Annotated in this window: 14 protein-coding genes; 13 read left to right on the top strand and 1 reads right to left on the bottom strand. The window is 54.9% G+C overall.

What is annotated here, in order from left to right; all coding sequences use genetic code 11:
- Positions 1 to 27: 27 nt before the first annotated feature.
- The gene (gene dcd, locus ACOTX7_RS16115) at positions 28 to 609 is read left to right on the top strand and encodes a dCTP deaminase (RefSeq protein ID WP_006811250.1); all 582 of its coding nucleotides are present in this window, start codon (positions 28 to 30) and stop codon (positions 607 to 609) included.
- Positions 610 to 632: 23 nt separating this feature from the next.
- Entirely contained in the window at positions 633 to 2,483 is a 1,851-nt protein-coding gene (gene asmA, locus ACOTX7_RS16120) for an outer membrane assembly protein AsmA (RefSeq protein ID WP_221256218.1), read from the top strand.
- 90 nt (positions 2,484 to 2,573) lie between these two features.
- Here the strand turns inward: asmA and ACOTX7_RS16125 are convergent, their stop codons facing one another.
- Positions 2,574 to 4,157 carry a TerC family protein gene (locus ACOTX7_RS16125; RefSeq protein WP_221256217.1) on the bottom strand — a complete coding sequence of 528 codons (1,584 nt, stop codon included), beginning with the start codon at positions 4,155 to 4,157 and terminating at the stop codon, positions 2,574 to 2,576.
- 693 nt (positions 4,158 to 4,850) lie between these two features.
- Between ACOTX7_RS16125 and ACOTX7_RS16130 the strand changes: the two genes are divergently transcribed.
- The 11 genes from ACOTX7_RS16130 to fcl all read left to right on the top strand — a co-directional run bounded on the left by ACOTX7_RS16130 (position 4,851) and on the right by fcl (position 15,912).
- On the top strand, positions 4,851 to 5,987 hold the full coding sequence (locus ACOTX7_RS16130; protein ID WP_003862079.1) for a polysaccharide export protein: 1,137 nt from the start codon (positions 4,851 to 4,853) through the stop codon (positions 5,985 to 5,987).
- A 6-nt stretch (positions 5,988 to 5,993) separates the two neighbouring features.
- Positions 5,994 to 6,437 carry a low molecular weight protein-tyrosine-phosphatase Wzb gene (gene wzb / locus ACOTX7_RS16135; protein ID WP_003862078.1) on the top strand — a complete coding sequence of 148 codons (444 nt, stop codon included), beginning with the start codon at positions 5,994 to 5,996 and terminating at the stop codon, positions 6,435 to 6,437.
- A 2-nt stretch (positions 6,438 to 6,439) separates the two neighbouring features.
- Positions 6,440 to 8,602: a tyrosine-protein kinase Wzc gene (gene wzc / locus ACOTX7_RS16140; RefSeq protein ID WP_221256216.1), complete on the top strand. Its 2,163-nt coding sequence runs from the start codon at positions 6,440 to 6,442 to the stop codon at positions 8,600 to 8,602.
- A 122-nt stretch (positions 8,603 to 8,724) separates the two neighbouring features.
- Positions 8,725 to 9,567 carry a colanic acid biosynthesis glycosyltransferase WcaA gene (gene wcaA / locus ACOTX7_RS16145; RefSeq protein ID WP_006811246.1) on the top strand — a complete coding sequence of 281 codons (843 nt, stop codon included), beginning with the start codon at positions 8,725 to 8,727 and terminating at the stop codon, positions 9,565 to 9,567.
- Positions 9,567 to 10,058 (top strand): colanic acid biosynthesis acetyltransferase WcaB, encoded by a 492-nt coding sequence (gene wcaB, locus ACOTX7_RS16150; RefSeq protein WP_006811245.1) that lies wholly within the window; start codon positions 9,567 to 9,569, stop codon positions 10,056 to 10,058. The genes wcaA and wcaB overlap by 1 nt, the downstream gene beginning before the upstream one ends.
- Positions 10,055 to 11,272, top strand: coding sequence for a colanic acid biosynthesis glycosyltransferase WcaC (gene wcaC / locus ACOTX7_RS16155; protein WP_221256215.1), 1,218 nt, complete (start codon positions 10,055 to 10,057; stop codon positions 11,270 to 11,272). Before wcaB ends, wcaC begins: the two co-directional genes overlap by 4 nt.
- Positions 11,247 to 12,467 (top strand): colanic acid polymerase WcaD, encoded by a 1,221-nt coding sequence (gene wcaD, locus ACOTX7_RS16160; RefSeq protein ID WP_006811243.1) that lies wholly within the window; start codon positions 11,247 to 11,249, stop codon positions 12,465 to 12,467. Before wcaC ends, wcaD begins: the two co-directional genes overlap by 26 nt.
- A gap of 16 nt (positions 12,468 to 12,483) precedes the next feature.
- On the top strand, positions 12,484 to 13,230 hold the full coding sequence (wcaE, locus tag ACOTX7_RS16165) for a colanic acid biosynthesis glycosyltransferase WcaE (RefSeq protein ID WP_003863510.1): 747 nt from the start codon (positions 12,484 to 12,486) through the stop codon (positions 13,228 to 13,230).
- Between the two features lie 16 nt (positions 13,231 to 13,246).
- Positions 13,247 to 13,801, top strand: a complete 555-nt coding sequence (gene wcaF, locus ACOTX7_RS16170; RefSeq protein WP_006811242.1) for a colanic acid biosynthesis acetyltransferase WcaF — start codon at positions 13,247 to 13,249, stop codon at positions 13,799 to 13,801.
- Between the two features lie 21 nt (positions 13,802 to 13,822).
- A complete protein-coding gene (gene gmd, locus ACOTX7_RS16175; RefSeq protein WP_003863514.1) occupies positions 13,823 to 14,944 on the top strand; it encodes a GDP-mannose 4,6-dehydratase in 1,122 nt (373 codons plus the stop codon).
- A 2-nt stretch (positions 14,945 to 14,946) separates the two neighbouring features.
- Positions 14,947 to 15,912, top strand: a complete 966-nt coding sequence (gene fcl, locus ACOTX7_RS16180) for a GDP-L-fucose synthase (RefSeq protein ID WP_221256213.1) — start codon at positions 14,947 to 14,949, stop codon at positions 15,910 to 15,912.
- Position 15,913: the final 1 nt, after the last annotated feature.

The raw sequence follows: 15,913 nt of genomic DNA on the forward strand, positions 1-15,913 counted from the left end.
GCGCGATGCACGAAAGGAGAAAGTGCCATGCGTCTTTGTGACCGCGATATAGAAGCCTGGCTGGATGAAGGCCGCCTGTCTATCACCCCGCGTCCACCGGTTGAGCGTATTAACGGCGTGACCGTCGATGTGCGTCTGGGGAATAAATTCCGCACCTTCAGCGGCCACACGGCACCGTTTATCGACCTCAGCGGGCCGAAAGACGAAGTCAGTGCGGCGCTGGATCGCGTCATGAGCGACGAAATCGTCATCGAAGAAGGAGAGGCGTTTTATCTCCATCCTGGCGAACTGGCGCTGGCGGTGACCTTTGAATCCGTCACGCTGCCTGCGGATCTGGTCGGCTGGCTTGACGGGCGCTCTTCCCTGGCGCGTCTGGGCCTGATGGTACACGTCACCGCGCACCGTATCGATCCGGGCTGGTCTGGCCGTATCGTGCTGGAGTTCTTTAACGCCGGTAAACTGCCGCTGGCGCTTCGCCCGGGTATGATGATTGGTGCGTTGAGCTTCGAACCGCTGACCGGCCCGGCAGACCGTCCTTATAACCGCCGTCAGGACGCAAAATATCGCGACCAGCAGGGTGCGGTTGCCAGTCGTATCGATAAAGACTGATCTGTGAGTTCACTGAGGAAGCCATGAGAAGAGTTCTGACAACGCTGATGATTTTGCTGGTGGTGCTGGTGGCTGGCCTTTCAGCGTTGGTGCTGCTGGTTAACCCCAATGACTTCCGGGCCTATATGGTGCGGCAGGTGGAAGCGCGCAGCGGGTATGAACTCAAGCTGGACGGGCCGCTGCGCTGGCATGTCTGGCCTCAGCTCAGCATTCTCTCCGGACGTATGTCGCTCACCGCGCCGGGCGCCGCCCAGCCGCTGGTCACGGCGGATAACATGCGTCTTGATGTCGCGCTCATCCCGCTGTTATCCCATCAGCTCCAGGTAGAACAGGTGATGCTGAAAGGGGCGGTGATTCAGCTTACGCCACAAACCGAAGCCGTTCGTCAGGCGGATGCCCCGGTCGCACCGCGTGAAAATACCTTGCCTGACGTTCCGTCTGACACCGGCTGGTCGTTCGATATTGGTAATCTGAAAGTCGCTGACAGCGTGCTGGTTTTCCAGCATGAGGATGACGAACAGATCACCGTACGCAATATCAACCTCAGGATGGAGCAGGACGCCAACCATCACGCCACCATGGAGTTCTCCGGGCGGATCAACCGCAATCAGCGCGATCTCAACCTGTCGATGAATGCGAACGTGAACGCGTCGGACTACCCGCACCAGCTGACGGCGGACGTTCAGCAACTCAACTGGCAGCTGACCGGCGCGGATCTACCCACAAAAGGGATCGTCGGGCAGGGCACGATGCAGGCGGTGTGGCACGAAGAGCGCAAACAGCTCGAACTGAACGCGCTCAACCTTCAGGCCAACGACAGTACCCTGAAAGGGCAGGCGAGCGTCACGCTTGATGAAAAACCCAAGTGGGTGTTGGATCTGCAATTCGACAGGCTGAACCTTGAGAACCTGCTCCCGCCCCAGCCGGTGAACGCGACCGATGAAGGGGGCACGCAGGTGGGGCAAAGCCAGGGCACGCAGTCGCGTCCGGTGATCTCCTCTAATCTCGATCAGCCTGACTACAACGGCCTGCGCGGATTTACCGCCGACATTCTGCTGAAAGCGAACAGCGTGCGCTGGCGTGGCATTGATTTTACTGACGTCAGCAGCCAGATGTTCAACCACAATGGCCTGCTGGTCATTTCCGAACTCAGCGGAAAAATGGGGGCAGGGAACCTCTCCCTGCCAGGCACGCTGGATGTACGCAAAAACGTTGCCAGCGCCGCGTTCCAGCCGCGTCTGGAAAACGTTGAGATTGGCACCATCCTGAAAGCCTTTAATTACCCGATTGCCCTCACGGGGCAGCTGTCGCTGGCAGGGGATTTCTCCGGCACGAAGATTGATGCGGACGCGTTCCGCCGTAGCTGGCAGGGGCAGGCGCACGTTGAGCTGAAAGATTCACGCATGGAAGGGCTTAACTTCCAGCAGCTGGTGCAGCAGGCGGTAGAGCGCAGCAGCAGCGTGAAAGCGAATGAAAACTACGACAGCGCAACCCGTCTCGACAGCTTTACCAGCGAGCTTGCCCTCGACAACGGTCAGCTCTCGCTGGACGAGATGCAGGGAACCTCCTCTCTGCTGGCGCTGACCGGAACCGGCGCGCTGGATCTGGTGAAAGAGACGGCAGACACCCGCTTTAACGTCCGCGTGAAGGCCGGTTGGGAAGGCGAAGGTCAGCTTGTCGAGTTCCTGAAAGAGACGCCGATACCGCTGCGCGTCTACGGAAAATGGCAAGAGCTGAATTATAGTTTGCAGGTCGATCAGATCCTGCGTAAGCACCTTCAGGATGAAGCGAAACGTCGGCTGAATGACTGGGCGGATCGCAATAAAGAGTCTCAGTCAGGTAAGGACGTGAAAAAGCTGCTCGATAAGCTGTGATGCCTGTTGTGCCGGGTGGCGGCTTTGCCTTACCCGGCCTACAAAAGCCAGACACCGTAGGCCGGGTAAGCGAAGCGCCACCCGGCTTTTTTACACATCAAAATCCATCTCATCTTCACCGCGCAGCGGTATCAGCTGCACCTTCTGCACGCGATGGCTCTCTACCTGCAAGGTTTTGATCATGTAATCCCCCACCTGAACCTCTTCGCCCGGCTGCGGAATGCGTTGCAGATATTCCATCAGCAAACCGGCGATGGTGTGGTATTCGCGCTTCTCGTCCAGCGGAAGCGGAACGAACTGCACCAGATCCTCCAGCGGCATATGGCCGTTAGCGGTCCAGCTGCCGTCGGCGTTTTTCTGAATATCGTGGCGCGCATCGATCTCATCCACCTCATTAGGCAGATTACCGGCGATGGTTTCCATGACGTCACTGAGCGTCACCAGCCCTTCCACAGAACCAAATTCATCTACGACAAACGCGAAGTGGGTACGCGCGTTGCGGAACTGCTCCAGGGCGGAGAGCAGCGGCAGCGCTTCCGGGAACACCAGCGGCTGGCGCACCAGCGCGCGCAGGTTGAGCGGCTCGCCGTGAAGCTGCTGTTGCAGCAGGTCGATCACGTGTACCACGCCCAGTAGCTCTTCTTCCTCTTCTCCGCCGGTGACGACCACGCGGGTGTGCTGGTTTTTATCCAGCAGGGCACGGATCTGCTCTTCCGGTGCCGTCAGGTCAACATGCTCAATGTCATGCCGCGAGGTCATGATACTGCTCACCGAACGCTGGTTGAGGTTAAGCACGCGCTCTATCATCCGGCGTTCCTGCGGGTTGAAGATCTGCCCGTCGCTGTGGTCGGCAAGCATCGCAGCGGACTCAGCATCCAGCTCGGCATCCTCTTTTTTGCCGCTCAGCAGGCGCATCACGGTATCTGCGGTGCGCTGGCGTAATGTCTGGTTGGCGGAGAGAAACCGGCGACGGTTGAAAATGGCCAGCTGGTTGAGGAACTCAATCAGCACCGAGAAACCAATGGCAGCGTACAGATATCCTTTCGGGATATGGAAGCCAAACCCATCCGCCACCAGGCTAAAGCCAATCATCAGCAGGAAGCTCAGACAGAGGATGACGATAGTCGGGTGACTGTTCACGAAGCGCGTGAGGGCTTTACTGGCGAGCACCATCAGGGTGATGGCGATGATCACGGCGGCCATCATCACGGCCAGATGGTCAACCATCCCGACGGCAGTGATCACGGAGTCGAGAGAAAAGACGGCATCCAGCACCACTATTTGCGCGACGACCGGCCAGAATTTAGCGCCGCGTCGCTGGGTGGGGTTTTCACTGTCTTTTCCCTCCAGTCGCTCATTAAGCTCAACCGTGGCTTTGAACAGCAGGAACAATCCGCCGAAAAGCATGATCAGGTCGCGGGCGCTAAAGCTCAGACTCTGAATGCTGAATAAGGGTTTGGTCAGCGTCACCAGCCAGGAGATTGAGGCCAGTAACAGCAGACGCATCACCATGGCGAGCAGCAGGCCCGTCACGCGGGCGCGGTCGCGTTGTGAAGGGGGTAATTTATCGGCGAGGATGGCGATAAACACCAGGTTATCAATGCCGAGTACTAATTCGATGACGACCAGCGTCACCAGCCCGGCCCAGATTGATGGATCGGCAATCCATTCCATAGTAAATGCAATACCTTCTGTTATATGACTAATGTCACACTTCGATCATGGATAAAGCCGACGAAAATTGCAATGCCGGGGTGAGATTTCTCTTAATGCTACACTCACGTAAAACCCATTTACCGGGCGGTGTAAATAAGTTAATTGCGAATATTTAATTACAGAAGACGATATTTAGGATATATCGCAATAAATGGCGCGGTGATCTATTTTGTCAATATAAAGAAAATCCGAAAACCTTAAAACTTTGCTCTTAATATTAATCTTAAAAACGAATATTAGGACGGTTGTCTCCTTGCCTGCTATTAGGTTAGCTGCAACAATTCTTCCAGCATCAAATGTTAAATCTCCTTGTTGCTATTTTTGTTTCGGTCTTAGGTGAAGGTTATACATTATCAGTCTGCCTTTTGAGGTGATTGATACATTTCACAAAAGGCCTTATCAAAGAGGGTGTCTAACCATAACGCATTGTTTAGTCAGTGGATTGGTAACTGAAAGCCAAGGGCGGTAGCGTGCCTGAAAGCGTGTGAATCAGCCTCAATTATTCTGTCAATAGCCAATGGATGAATAAGCTTTTTTTAGGACTGATGCCAGTTATATTGCTAAATGATTAACTGCATTCTGATTGTCACCACGACCCGCGCTTATTTTAATTGCACAGGATAATTACTCTGCCAAAGTGATAAATAATCAATGATGAAATCCAAAATGAAATTGATGCCATTATTGGTGTCTGTGACCTTGATGAGTGGTTGCACGGTCTTTCCCGGCAGCAATATGTCAACAATGGGCAAGGATGTGATTAAACAGCAGGATGCTGATTTTGATCTCGACAAAATGGTGAATGTTTATCCATTAACCCCACGTCTGGTAGAACAATTACGCCCACGTCCAAATGTTGCTCAGCCAAATATGTCTCTGGACCAGGAAATTGCCTCTTACCAGTACCGCGTAGGTCCGGGTGACGTCATTAACGTGACCGTCTGGGATCACCCGGAGCTGACCACGCCTGCGGGCCAGTACCGCAGCTCAAGCGACACCGGTAACTGGGTACAGTCCGATGGCACCATGTTCTATCCCTACATTGGCAAAGTGCACGTTGCGGGCAAAACGCTTGCTGAAATCCGTAGTGATATTACCGGCCGCCTGGCGCAGTACATTGCTGACCCGCAGGTGGACGTTAATATCGCCGCGTTCCGATCCCAGAAAGCCTATATCTCTGGCCAGGTCAACAAATCCGGTCAGCAGGCGATCACCAACGTTCCGCTCACCGTGCTGGATGCGATCAATGCCGCAGGCGGCTTAACCGACGGCGCTGACTGGCGCAACGTGGTGCTGACCCACAACGGCAAAGAGCAGCGCATTTCGCTTCAGGCGCTGATGCAAAACGGTGACCTGACCCAGAACCGCCTGCTCTATCCGGGCGACATTCTGTATGTGCCGCGCAACGACGATCTGAAAGTGTTCGTGATGGGTGAAGTGAAGAAACAGAGCACCCTCAAGATGGACTTCAGCGGTATGACCCTGACCGAAGCGCTGGGCAATGCGGAAGGCATCGACCTGACCGCCTCCAACGCCAGCGGTATCTTCGTGATCCGTCCTATCAAAGGCGAGAACGCGAAGGGCAAGATTGCCAACATCTACCAGCTGGATATGTCCGACGCGACGTCCCTGGTCATGGCAACGTCGTTCCGTCTCCAGCCGTACGATGTGGTCTATGTCACCACCGCGCCGGTTGCCCGCTGGAACCGTCTGATCAACCAGTTGCTGCCTACCATCAGTGGCGTTCGCTACATGACGGATACGGCGAGCGACGTTCATAACTGGTAAGCCGCGATGTTTAACAAAATTCTGGTGGTGTGCGTGGGGAACATTTGCCGTTCCCCCACGGCTGAAAGGCTGCTGAAAAATTACCAGCCTGCGTTAACGGTCGACTCCGCAGGGCTGGGCGCGCTGGTCGGAAAAGGTGCCGACGAACGTGCCGCAAGCGTTGCCCTTGAGCATAACCTCTCACTCGACGGGCACGTTGCCCGTCAGGTCTCTGGCCGGATGTGCCGGGAATATGACCTGATCCTCGCGATGGAAAAACGCCACATTCACGCGCTGTGCGATATCGCACCGGAGATGCGCGGCAAGGTGATGCTGTTTGGTCACTGGGATGGCGAGCGCGAAATTCCCGATCCGTATCGCAAGAGCCGCGAGGCCTTTGAGGCGGTATACACCTTACTAGACCAGTCTGCCCGTCAGTGGGCGCAGGCACTGAAAGCTCAGCAGGGATAACAATGACAGAAAAAACAAGACCTTCTGCCGCCCCGACGTCGGGCAGTGATGAAATCGATATCGGTCGCCTGGTCGGGACCGTTATTGAAGCGAAATGGTGGGTGCTGGGTATTACCGCCATCTTTGCCGTGGCGGCGATCGTTTATACGCTGTTCGCGACGCCTATTTACAGCGCCGACGCGCTGGTGCAGATCGAACAAAATACCGGAAACTCGCTGGTTCAGGATATCGGCTCGGCGCTGGCCAACAAGCCGCCAGCATCGGAAGCCGAAATTCAGCTGATCCAGTCGCGCCTGGTACTGGGCAAAACGGTTCACGATCTGGGGCTGGATATTGCGGTCACCAAAAACACCTTCCCGGTGTTTGGCGCTGGCTGGGATCGCCTGATGGGGCGCAGTAACGATACGGTAAAAGTGACCGACTTTGTGATCCCCAAAGGGGCAGGGGACCAAACCTTTACCCTGACCGTGCTGGGACCAAAACAGTATCAGCTGACCAGCGACGCGGGCTTCAGCGCGCGCGGCGAAGTGGGGCAGATGCTGACCAAAGAGGGCGTCAGCATCAAGGTCAGCGCTATTCAGGCGCATGAGGGCGGGGAGTTTACGGTCACTAAATTCTCGACGCTCGGGATGATCAACAACCTGCAAAATAACCTGACTGTCACCGAAAACGGCAAGGATACCGGCGTTCTGAGCATGACCTTCACCGGTGAAGACAAGGATCAAATCCGCGACATCCTGAACAGCATCACCCGCAACTATCTGGAACAGAACGTTGAGCGTAAGTCTGCGGAAGCCGCGAAAAGCCTGGCGTTCCTCAGTAAGCAACTGCCGGAGGTGCGCGCCCGTCTGGATGACGCTGAGAACAAGCTGAACGCGTACCGTCAGGACAAGGATTCCGTCGACCTGCCGCTGGAGGCGAAATCGGTTCTCGACTCCATGGTCAATATTGATGCGCAGCTGAACGAGCTGACCTTCAAAGAGGCGGAGATTTCCAAGCTCTATACCAAACGTCACCCGGCGTACCGCACGTTGCTGGAAAAACGTCGTACCCTGGAAGAAGAGAAGGCGAAGCTGAATGACCGTGTGACCGCGATGCCGAAGACGCAGCAGGAAATTGTTCGCCTGACGCGTGATGTGGAATCCGGCCAGCAGGTTTACATGCAACTGCTGAACAAACAGCAGGAGCTGAAAATCACCGAAGCCAGCACCGTCGGCGACGTGCGTATCGTTGACCCGGCCATTACCCAGCCGGGCGTGCTGAAGCCGAAGAAAGCGCTGATTATCCTCGGCAGCATTATTCTCGGCCTGATGCTCTCTATCGTCGGTGTGCTGCTGCGCTCGCTGTTCAACCGCGGTATCGAAAGCCCGCAGGTGCTGGAAGAGAATGGTATCAGCGTATACGCCAGCATCCCGCTTTCAGAGTGGCAGAAGTCCCGTGACAGCGTGAAAACCATCAAGGGCGTCAAACGTTACAAACAGAGCCAGCTGCTGGCCGTGGGTAATCCGACCGACCTGGCGATTGAAGCGGTGCGCAGCCTGCGTACCAGCCTCCACTTCGCCATGATGCAGGCCAAAAACAACGTCCTGATGATGACCGGCGTCAGCCCGTCAATCGGTAAGACCTTCGTCTGTGCCAACCTGGCGGCGGTGGTGAGCCAGACCAACAAGCGCGTGCTGCTGATCGACTGTGACATGCGTAAGGGCTACACCCACGAGCTGCTGGGCACCAACAACGTTAACGGTCTGTCGGAAATCCTGCTCGGTAAAGGGGAAATCAGCGAAAGCGCCAAGCCGACCTCGATTCCGAAATTTGACCTGATCCCGCGTGGCCAGGTGCCGCCGAACCCGTCTGAACTGCTAATGAGCGAGCGCTTCACGCAGCTGATTGAGTGGGCGAGCAAAAACTACGACCTGGTGCTGATCGATACCCCGCCAATTCTGGCCGTCACTGACGCTGCCGTGGTGGGACGTCATGCAGGCACCACGCTGATGGTCGCACGCTATGCGGTGAACACCCTGAAGGAAGTGGAAACCAGCCTGAGCCGCTTCGAGCAGAACGGGATTGAGGTTAAGGGGGTCATTCTGAACTCCATCTTCCGCCGCGTGACCGGGTATCAGGATTACGGCTACTACGAGTACGAATACAAGTCTGACTCTAAATAACAAAACACACCCCACACCCCTCACCCTAACCCTCTCCCCAAAGGGGAGAGGGGACTGACTGGTGCGGTCTTTCACCCTCTCCCCTCCGGGGAGAGGGCCGGGGTGAGGGGCAGGAGGAATACATGAGCACACAACGCCCTTTGATTTCTATCTATATGCCGACATGGAATCGTCAGCAACTGGCGATCCGCGCGATTAAATCGGTCCTGCGTCAGGATTACGATAACTGGGAACTGATTATCGTGGATGACTGTTCCTCCTCTTACGAACAACTGCAAAAGTTTGTTGAAGACCTGAACGACCCGCGCGTGGTGTACACCCACAATGCCATCAACTCCGGGGCGTGTGCGGTGCGCAACCAGGCGATTATGCAGGCGAAAGGGCAGTATCTGACCGGTATCGACGACGATGACGAATGGACGCCAAACCGTCTGTCGATCTTCCTGTCGCACAAAGCGCAGCTGGTGACTCACGCGTTTCTGTATGCCAACGACTATGTCTGCCAGGGCGAGGTCTATTCGCAGCCCGCCAGTCTGCCGCTGTATCCGAAATCACCCTATTCCCGCCGCCTGTTCTACAAGCGCAACATTATCGGTAATCAGGTGTTTACCTGGGCATGGCGCTTTAAGGAGTGCCTGTTCGATACCGAGCTGAAGGCCGCGCAGGATTACGACATCTTCCTGCGTATGGTGGTGGAGTACGGCGAGCCGTGGAAGGTGGAAGAGGCCACGCAGATCCTGCATATCAATCACGGGGAGATGCAAATCACCTCGTCGCCGAAGAAATTCTCGGGCTACTTCCATTTTTACCGCAAGCACAAGGACAAGTTTGACCGTGCCAGCCGGAAGTATCAGCTCTTTACCCTGTATCAGATCCGCAATAAGCGCATGAACTGGCGCACGCTGCTGACGCTGCTGTCGGTACGTAACGGCAAGCGTCTGGCTGACGGGCTTCGGGGGAAATAATGTTTCTGGAAGATTGCCGCGCTAACAGCTGGAGCCTGCGCCCGTGCTGCATGGTTCTGGCCTACCGCATTGCCCACTTTTGCTCCGTGTGGCGCAAAAAAAATGTACTGAACAATATATGGGCCGCACCGGTGCTGGTGCTGTATCGCATCATCACCGAATGCTTTTTTGGCTATGAAATTCAGGCCGCTGCCACCATTGGCCGCCGCTTTACCATTCATCACGGCTATGCAGTGGTCATCAACAAGTTCGTCGTCGCGGGTGATGATTTCACCATTCGCCACGGGGTGACGATCGGCAACCGCGGGCCAGACAGCCTGGCCTGCCCGGTAATTGGCAATAACGTCGAGCTGGGCGCCAACGTGGTGATGATCGGGGAGATTACCGTGGGCAATAACGTGACGATTGGCGCAGGCAGCGTGGTGCTGGACAGCATTCCGGACAACGCGCTGGTGGTGGGCGAGAAAGCCCGCGTGAAGGTGATTAAATGAACATTCTGCAATTTAACGTGCGCCTCGCAGAGGGCGGGGCGGCAGGCGTGGCGCTGGATCTGCACCAGCGCGCGCTGCAAAAAGGACTCCAGTCGCGCTTTGTTTACGGCTACGGCAAAGGCGGCAAGAAAAGCGTCAGCCATGATAACTATCCGCAGGTGCTGAAACAGACGCCACGTCTGACCTCCATTGCCAATATTGCGCTGTTCCGCCTGTTTAACCGCGATCTGTTCGGCAACCTGAACAATCTCTACCGCACCGTCACCCGCACCAGCGGGCCGGTTGTGCTGCACTTCCACGTGCTGCACAGCTACTGGCTGAATCTGGACGAGGTGGTGGCGTTTTGTGGCAAGGTGAAGGCGCACAAGCCGGATACCCGATTCGTCTGGACGCTGCACGACCACTGGAGCGTGACCGGACGTTGCGCCTTTACCGACGGCTGCGAAGGCTGGAAAGATAACTGCCAGAAATGCCCTACGCTCAGCAACTACCCGCCGGTGAAGGTGGATCGTGCGCATCAGCTGGTTGAGGGTAAGCGTCAGCTGTTCCGCGACATGCTCTCGCTCGGCTGCACCTTTATCTCCCCAAGCCAGCACGTGGCGGATGCTTTTAATAGCCTGTACGGAGCAGGGCGCTGCCAGATCATCAACAACGGTATTGATGTGGCAACGGAAGCGATCCTGGCCGAACTGACGCCCGTGGCCGTTACCGCCGGTAAGCCGAAAATTGCGGTTGTCGCCCATGACCTGCGCTACGACGGCAAAACCAATCAACAGCTGGTGCGCGACATGATGGCGCTCGGCGACAAAATTGAACTGCATACCTTCGGCAAATTCTCGCCGTTCGAAGGCGCTAACGTGGTGAACCATGGGTTTGAAACCGACAAGCGCAAGCTGATGAGCGCGCTCAACGGTATGGACGCGCTGGTGTTCAGCTCCCGCGTGGACAACTACCCGCTGATCCTGTGCGAAGCGCTCTCCATTGGCGTGCCGGTCATTGCCACCCACAGCGACGCGGCGCGTGAAGTGCTGGAGAAATCGGGCGGTAAAACCTTCGCTGAAAACGAGGTGCTGCCGCTGGTGCAGTTGCCGAAGGCCGATATCGCGCAGGCTGTTTTTGGCACGGACCTGGAATCGTTCCGCAACCGCAGCCGTAAAGCGTACAGTGGACAACAGATGCTGGAGGAGTATGTCTCGTTCTATCAGAATCTGTAGTTATCTGCTGCTGCCGCTGATCTACCTGCTGGTCAACGTCAAAATTGCCCAGCTCGGTGAAAGCTTCCCGATTACCATCGTCACCTTCCTGCCGGTTCTGCTGTTGCTGTACGTTGACAAGCTTAACCTCAAAAAGCTGATGATTGCGCTGGGCCTCGGGTTTGGTCTGACGGCATTTAACTACATCTTTGGTCAGTCGCTGGACGCCAGCAAATATGTCACCTCCACCATGCTGTTTGTTTATATCGTTATCATTATTGGCATGGTGTGGAGTATTCGCTTTAAAACTATTTCACCGCACAATTATAGGAAAATCCTTAGGTTCTTTTATATTGTCGTCGGGCTGATTGTTATGCTTGCGGCCATGGAGATGGCGCAAATTATTCTCACCGGCGGCAGTAGCCTGATGGAAATAATTTCGAAATATCTTATATACAGTAACAGCTATGTACTGAACTTCATTAAGTTTGGTGGCAAGCGTACCACGGCGCTCTATTTTGAACCGGCGTTTTTCGCTCTGGCGTTAATCTCAATTTGGCTCAGCATCAAACAGTTTGGTATCAAAACCCCCAAGACCGATGCTATGATTCTTGCAGGAATCGTTCTGTCAGGGTCGTTCTCCGGGGTAATGACGTTTATTCTGTTTTACCTGCTGGAGTGGGCATTCCAGTACCTGAACAAAGAGGCGATTAAGAAAAAACTGCCGCTGGCGATAATCTCTCTGACGGTATTTTTAGTGGGCGTAATATTTGCCTTTCCGTACATTTCTGAACGCTTGGGTGATTTGGGAACGGAAGGTTCGTCGTCCTATTATCGCATCATTGGTCCTCTGGTGATGGTGGGTTATTCCTTAACCCATATTGATGGCGTAGTAAGATTTGGCTCACTTTACGAATATGTTGCATCATTCGGAATCTTTAACGGTGCGGATGTCGGTAAAACCATAGACAATGGTCTGTATCTGTTAATTATTTATTTTTCCTGGTTCGCCGTACTGTTGACACTGTGGTATCTGTTTAAAGTTTTCAAAATGATGATTAACGCGTTTGGTGATAACCAGAACTTTCGCGTTCAGCTTTATCTGTTTACGCCGGTGTCGCTGTTTTTTACCGGGTCAATATTTAGCCCGGAATATGCGTTCTTAATTGTATGTCCGTTTATTTTGCGCAAAGCGCTAAATATTACGCGGGCATGACGAAATGAGGTGATTTATGTTTCTTAGCGTCATTACTGTCGCCTTTCGTAACTACGAAGGGGTGGTAAAAACCTGGCGCTCGCTGCGCAATCTGGCGCGCGATCCAAGCCTCACCTTTGAGTGGATCGTGGTTGATGGCGGCTCGAACGACGGCACGGCGGAGTTCCTGGAAAAACTCAACGGTGAGTTCAACTTACGTTACATCAGCGAGAAAGATAAAGGCATTTACGATGCCATGAATAAAGGCATCAACATGGCGCAGGGGCGTTACGCCATCTTCCTTAATTCCGGCGATGTGTTCCATGAAGATGTGGCCCTGTTTGCCCGTCAGCTGGCGCGCCAGAAAGAAGATGCCATGTTTATCGGTGATGCGCTGCTGGATTTCGGCGAGGGGAAAAAAGTGCTGCGCGGCGCGAAACCAGGCTGGTATATCTACCACAGCCTGCCAGCCAGCCATCAGGCTATTTTCTTCCCGATGAGCGGCCTGAAAAAACAACCTTACGATTTACGCTATAAAGTGTCATCAGATTATGCCCTGGCCGCCAGTCTGTACAAATCTGGCTACCCGTTCCGTCGAATTAAAGGACTGGTCTCTGAATTTTCCATGGGCGGCGTGTCAACCTCGAATAATCTGGAACTGTGCCAGGATGCCAAAAACGTGCAGCGTAAAATATTACGCGTACCGGGTTTCTGGGCGGAATTATCTTATTTCTTACGTCTGAAAACGACGGGTAAAGCGAAAGCCTTATATAACAAAGCCTGAGATATAAGGAAACGTAATGCAGGAATTAAATGGATTCTCCGTGCCGAAAGGTTTTCGGGGCGGGAGCGGTATTAAAGTTCAATTGTGGTGGGCTGTACAGGCAACGTTATTTGCCTGGTCGCCGCAAATACTCTACCGCTGGCGCGCATTTTTACTGCGTCTGTTTGGCGCAAAAATAGGAAAAAACGTAGTCATTCGTCCTTCGGTGAAAATTACCTATCCCTGGAAATTAACGCTTGGGGATTACGCCTGGGTAGGGGATGACGCGGTGTTATATACCCTGGGCGAGATTACGATTGGCGCAAATTCGGTGGTCTCACAGAAGTGTTATTTGTGCACCGGCAGCCACGATTTTATGAGTCAGCATTTTGATATTACCGCTTCGCCAATTGTGATCGGCGAAAAATGCTGGCTGGCAACGGATGTCTTTGTTGCACCCGGTGTTTCTGTTGGCGATGGCACGGTAGTCGGTGCCCGCAGCAGCGTTTTTAAATCGCTACCGGCAAATACGGTTTGCCGTGGCAACCCCGCAGTGGTGATACGCGAACGCGTTGAAACTGAAAAACTTTGATAAGTACAGAGGAATATAAACATGTCTAAAGTCGCTCTCATCACCGGCGTTACCGGACAAGATGGTTCTTACCTGGCAGAATTGCTGCTGGAAAAAGGGTATGAAGTTCACGGTATTAAGCGTCGTGCCTCTTCATTCAACACCGAGCGTGTCGATCACATTTACCAGGATCCGCATGCGGCAAACCCGAAATTCCATCTGCATTACGGCGACCTGACCGATACCTCCAACCTGACCCGCATCCTGCAAGAAGTGCAGCCGGATGAAGTGTACAACCTGGGCGCGATGAGCCACGTTGCGGTCTCCTTCGAGTCCCCGGAATACACCGCTGACGTGGATGCGATGGGTACGCTGCGTCTGCTGGAAGCGATTCGCTTCCTCGGTCTTGAGAAGAAAACCCGCTTCTACCAGGCATCTACCTCTGAGCTGTACGGTCTGGTGCAGGAAATTCCGCAGAAAGAGACCACGCCGTTCTACCCACGTTCTCCGTACGCTGTGGCGAAACTGTACGCTTACTGGATCACCGTGAACTACCGTGAATCCTACGGCATGTACGCCTGTAACGGCATTCTGTTCAACCACGAATCCCCGCGTCGCGGCGAAACCTTCGTGACCCGCAAAATCACCCGCGCGATCGCCAACATCGCTCAGGGCCTGGAGTCTTGCCTGCACCTCGGCAACATGGATTCCCTGCGTGACTGGGGACATGCAAAAGACTACGTGAAAATGCAGTGGATGATGTTGCAGCAGGAGCAGCCAGAAGACTTCGTGATTGCGACCGGCGTGCAGTACTCCGTGCGTCAGTTCGTTGAGATGGCCGCGGCACAGCTGGGCATCAAACTGCGCTTCGAAGGCACCGGCGTGGAAGAGAAGGGTATCGTTGTTTCCGTGACCGGCCACGATGCACCGGGCGTGAAGCCTGGCGATGTGATTGTCCAGGTTGATCCGCGTTACTTCCGTCCTGCTGAAGTGGAAACCCTGCTGGGCGACCCAACCAAAGCGCACGAAAAACTGGGCTGGAAACCAGAAACCACCCTGCAAGAAATGGTATCCGAGATGGTGGCCAAAGATCTTGAAGCAGCGAAAAAACACTCCCTGCTTAAGTCTCATGGCTACGAGGTTGCCATCGCGCTGGAGTCCTGAGAATGACAAAACAACGTATTTTTGTCGCCGGTCATCGCGGAATGGTGGGTTCCGCGATTGTCCGCCAGCTTGAGCAGCGCGGCGACGTTGAGGTGATTGTTCGCACCCGTGACGAGCTGAACCTGCTGGACAGCAAAGCGGTGCAGGAGTTCTTCGCCAGCGGACGTATCAACCAGGTGTATCTGGCGGCGGCGAAGGTGGGCGGCATTGTCGCTAACAACACCTACCCGGCGGATTTCATCTACGAGAACATGATGATTGAGAGCAACATCATTCACGCGGCGCATCTGCACAACGTGAACAAGCTGCTGTTCCTCGGTTCATCCTGTATCTACCCGAAAATGGCGAAGCAGCCGATCGCCGAGAGCGAACTGTTGCAGGGCACGCTCGAAGCCACCAACGAGCCGTATGCGATTGCCAAAATTGCCGGGATCAAGCTGTGTGAATCCTACAACCGTCAGTATAACCGCGACTATCGCTCGGTGATGCCGACCAACCTGTACGGACCGCACGATAACTTCCACCCGAGCAATTCGCACGTGATCCCGGCGCTGCTGCGTCGTTTCCACGAGGCGACTGCCGAAAACGCCCCGGATGTGGTGGTGTGGGGCAGCGGGACGCCGATGCGCGAGTTCCTGCACGTGGATGACATGGCGGCTGCCAGCATTCACGTGATGGAGCTGGATCGCGAGGTGTGGCAGGAAAACACCGAGCCGATGCTGTCGCACATTAACGTCGGGACCGGCGTGGACTGCACCATCCGCGAGCTGGCGCAGACCATCGCGCAGGTGGTGGGCTACAAAGGACGCGTGGTGTTTGACGCCACCAAACCGGACGGCACGCCGCGCAAGCTGCTGGACGTGACCCGTCTGCATCAGCTGGGCTGGTATCACGAGGTCTCACTGGAGCAGGGGCTGGCCAGCACCTACCAGTGGTTCCTGGAAAACCAGCACCGCTTCCGGGGGTAAT

It is taken from the genome of Enterobacter cloacae complex sp. IR5418, from assembly GCF_049238105.1.
Taxonomy (GTDB): domain Bacteria; phylum Pseudomonadota; class Gammaproteobacteria; order Enterobacterales; family Enterobacteriaceae; genus Enterobacter; species Enterobacter hormaechei.

Excerpts from the sequence above, each read along its gene's own strand:
- wcaB (WP_006811245.1), top strand. The coding sequence starts at position 9,567 with ATGTTTCTGGAAGATTGCCGCGCTAACAGCTGGAGCCTGCGCCCGTGC.
- ACOTX7_RS16125 (WP_221256217.1), bottom strand. The coding sequence starts at position 4,157 with ATGGAATGGATTGCCGATCCATCAATCTGGGCCGGGCTGGTGACGCTG.
- wcaD (WP_006811243.1), top strand. The coding sequence starts at position 11,247 with ATGTCTCGTTCTATCAGAATCTGTAGTTATCTGCTGCTGCCGCTGATC.
- gmd (WP_003863514.1), top strand. The coding sequence starts at position 13,823 with ATGTCTAAAGTCGCTCTCATCACCGGCGTTACCGGACAAGATGGTTCT.
- asmA (WP_221256218.1), top strand. The coding sequence starts at position 633 with ATGAGAAGAGTTCTGACAACGCTGATGATTTTGCTGGTGGTGCTGGTG.
- ACOTX7_RS16130 (WP_003862079.1), top strand. The coding sequence starts at position 4,851 with ATGATGAAATCCAAAATGAAATTGATGCCATTATTGGTGTCTGTGACC.
- wcaA (WP_006811246.1), top strand. The coding sequence starts at position 8,725 with ATGAGCACACAACGCCCTTTGATTTCTATCTATATGCCGACATGGAAT.
- wzc (WP_221256216.1), top strand. The coding sequence starts at position 6,440 with ATGACAGAAAAAACAAGACCTTCTGCCGCCCCGACGTCGGGCAGTGAT.
- wcaC (WP_221256215.1), top strand. The coding sequence starts at position 10,055 with ATGAACATTCTGCAATTTAACGTGCGCCTCGCAGAGGGCGGGGCGGCA.
- wcaE (WP_003863510.1), top strand. The coding sequence starts at position 12,484 with ATGTTTCTTAGCGTCATTACTGTCGCCTTTCGTAACTACGAAGGGGTG.
- wzb (WP_003862078.1), top strand. The coding sequence starts at position 5,994 with ATGTTTAACAAAATTCTGGTGGTGTGCGTGGGGAACATTTGCCGTTCC.
- fcl (WP_221256213.1), top strand. The coding sequence starts at position 14,947 with ATGACAAAACAACGTATTTTTGTCGCCGGTCATCGCGGAATGGTGGGT.
- dcd (WP_006811250.1), top strand. The coding sequence starts at position 28 with ATGCGTCTTTGTGACCGCGATATAGAAGCCTGGCTGGATGAAGGCCGC.
- wcaF (WP_006811242.1), top strand. The coding sequence starts at position 13,247 with ATGCAGGAATTAAATGGATTCTCCGTGCCGAAAGGTTTTCGGGGCGGG.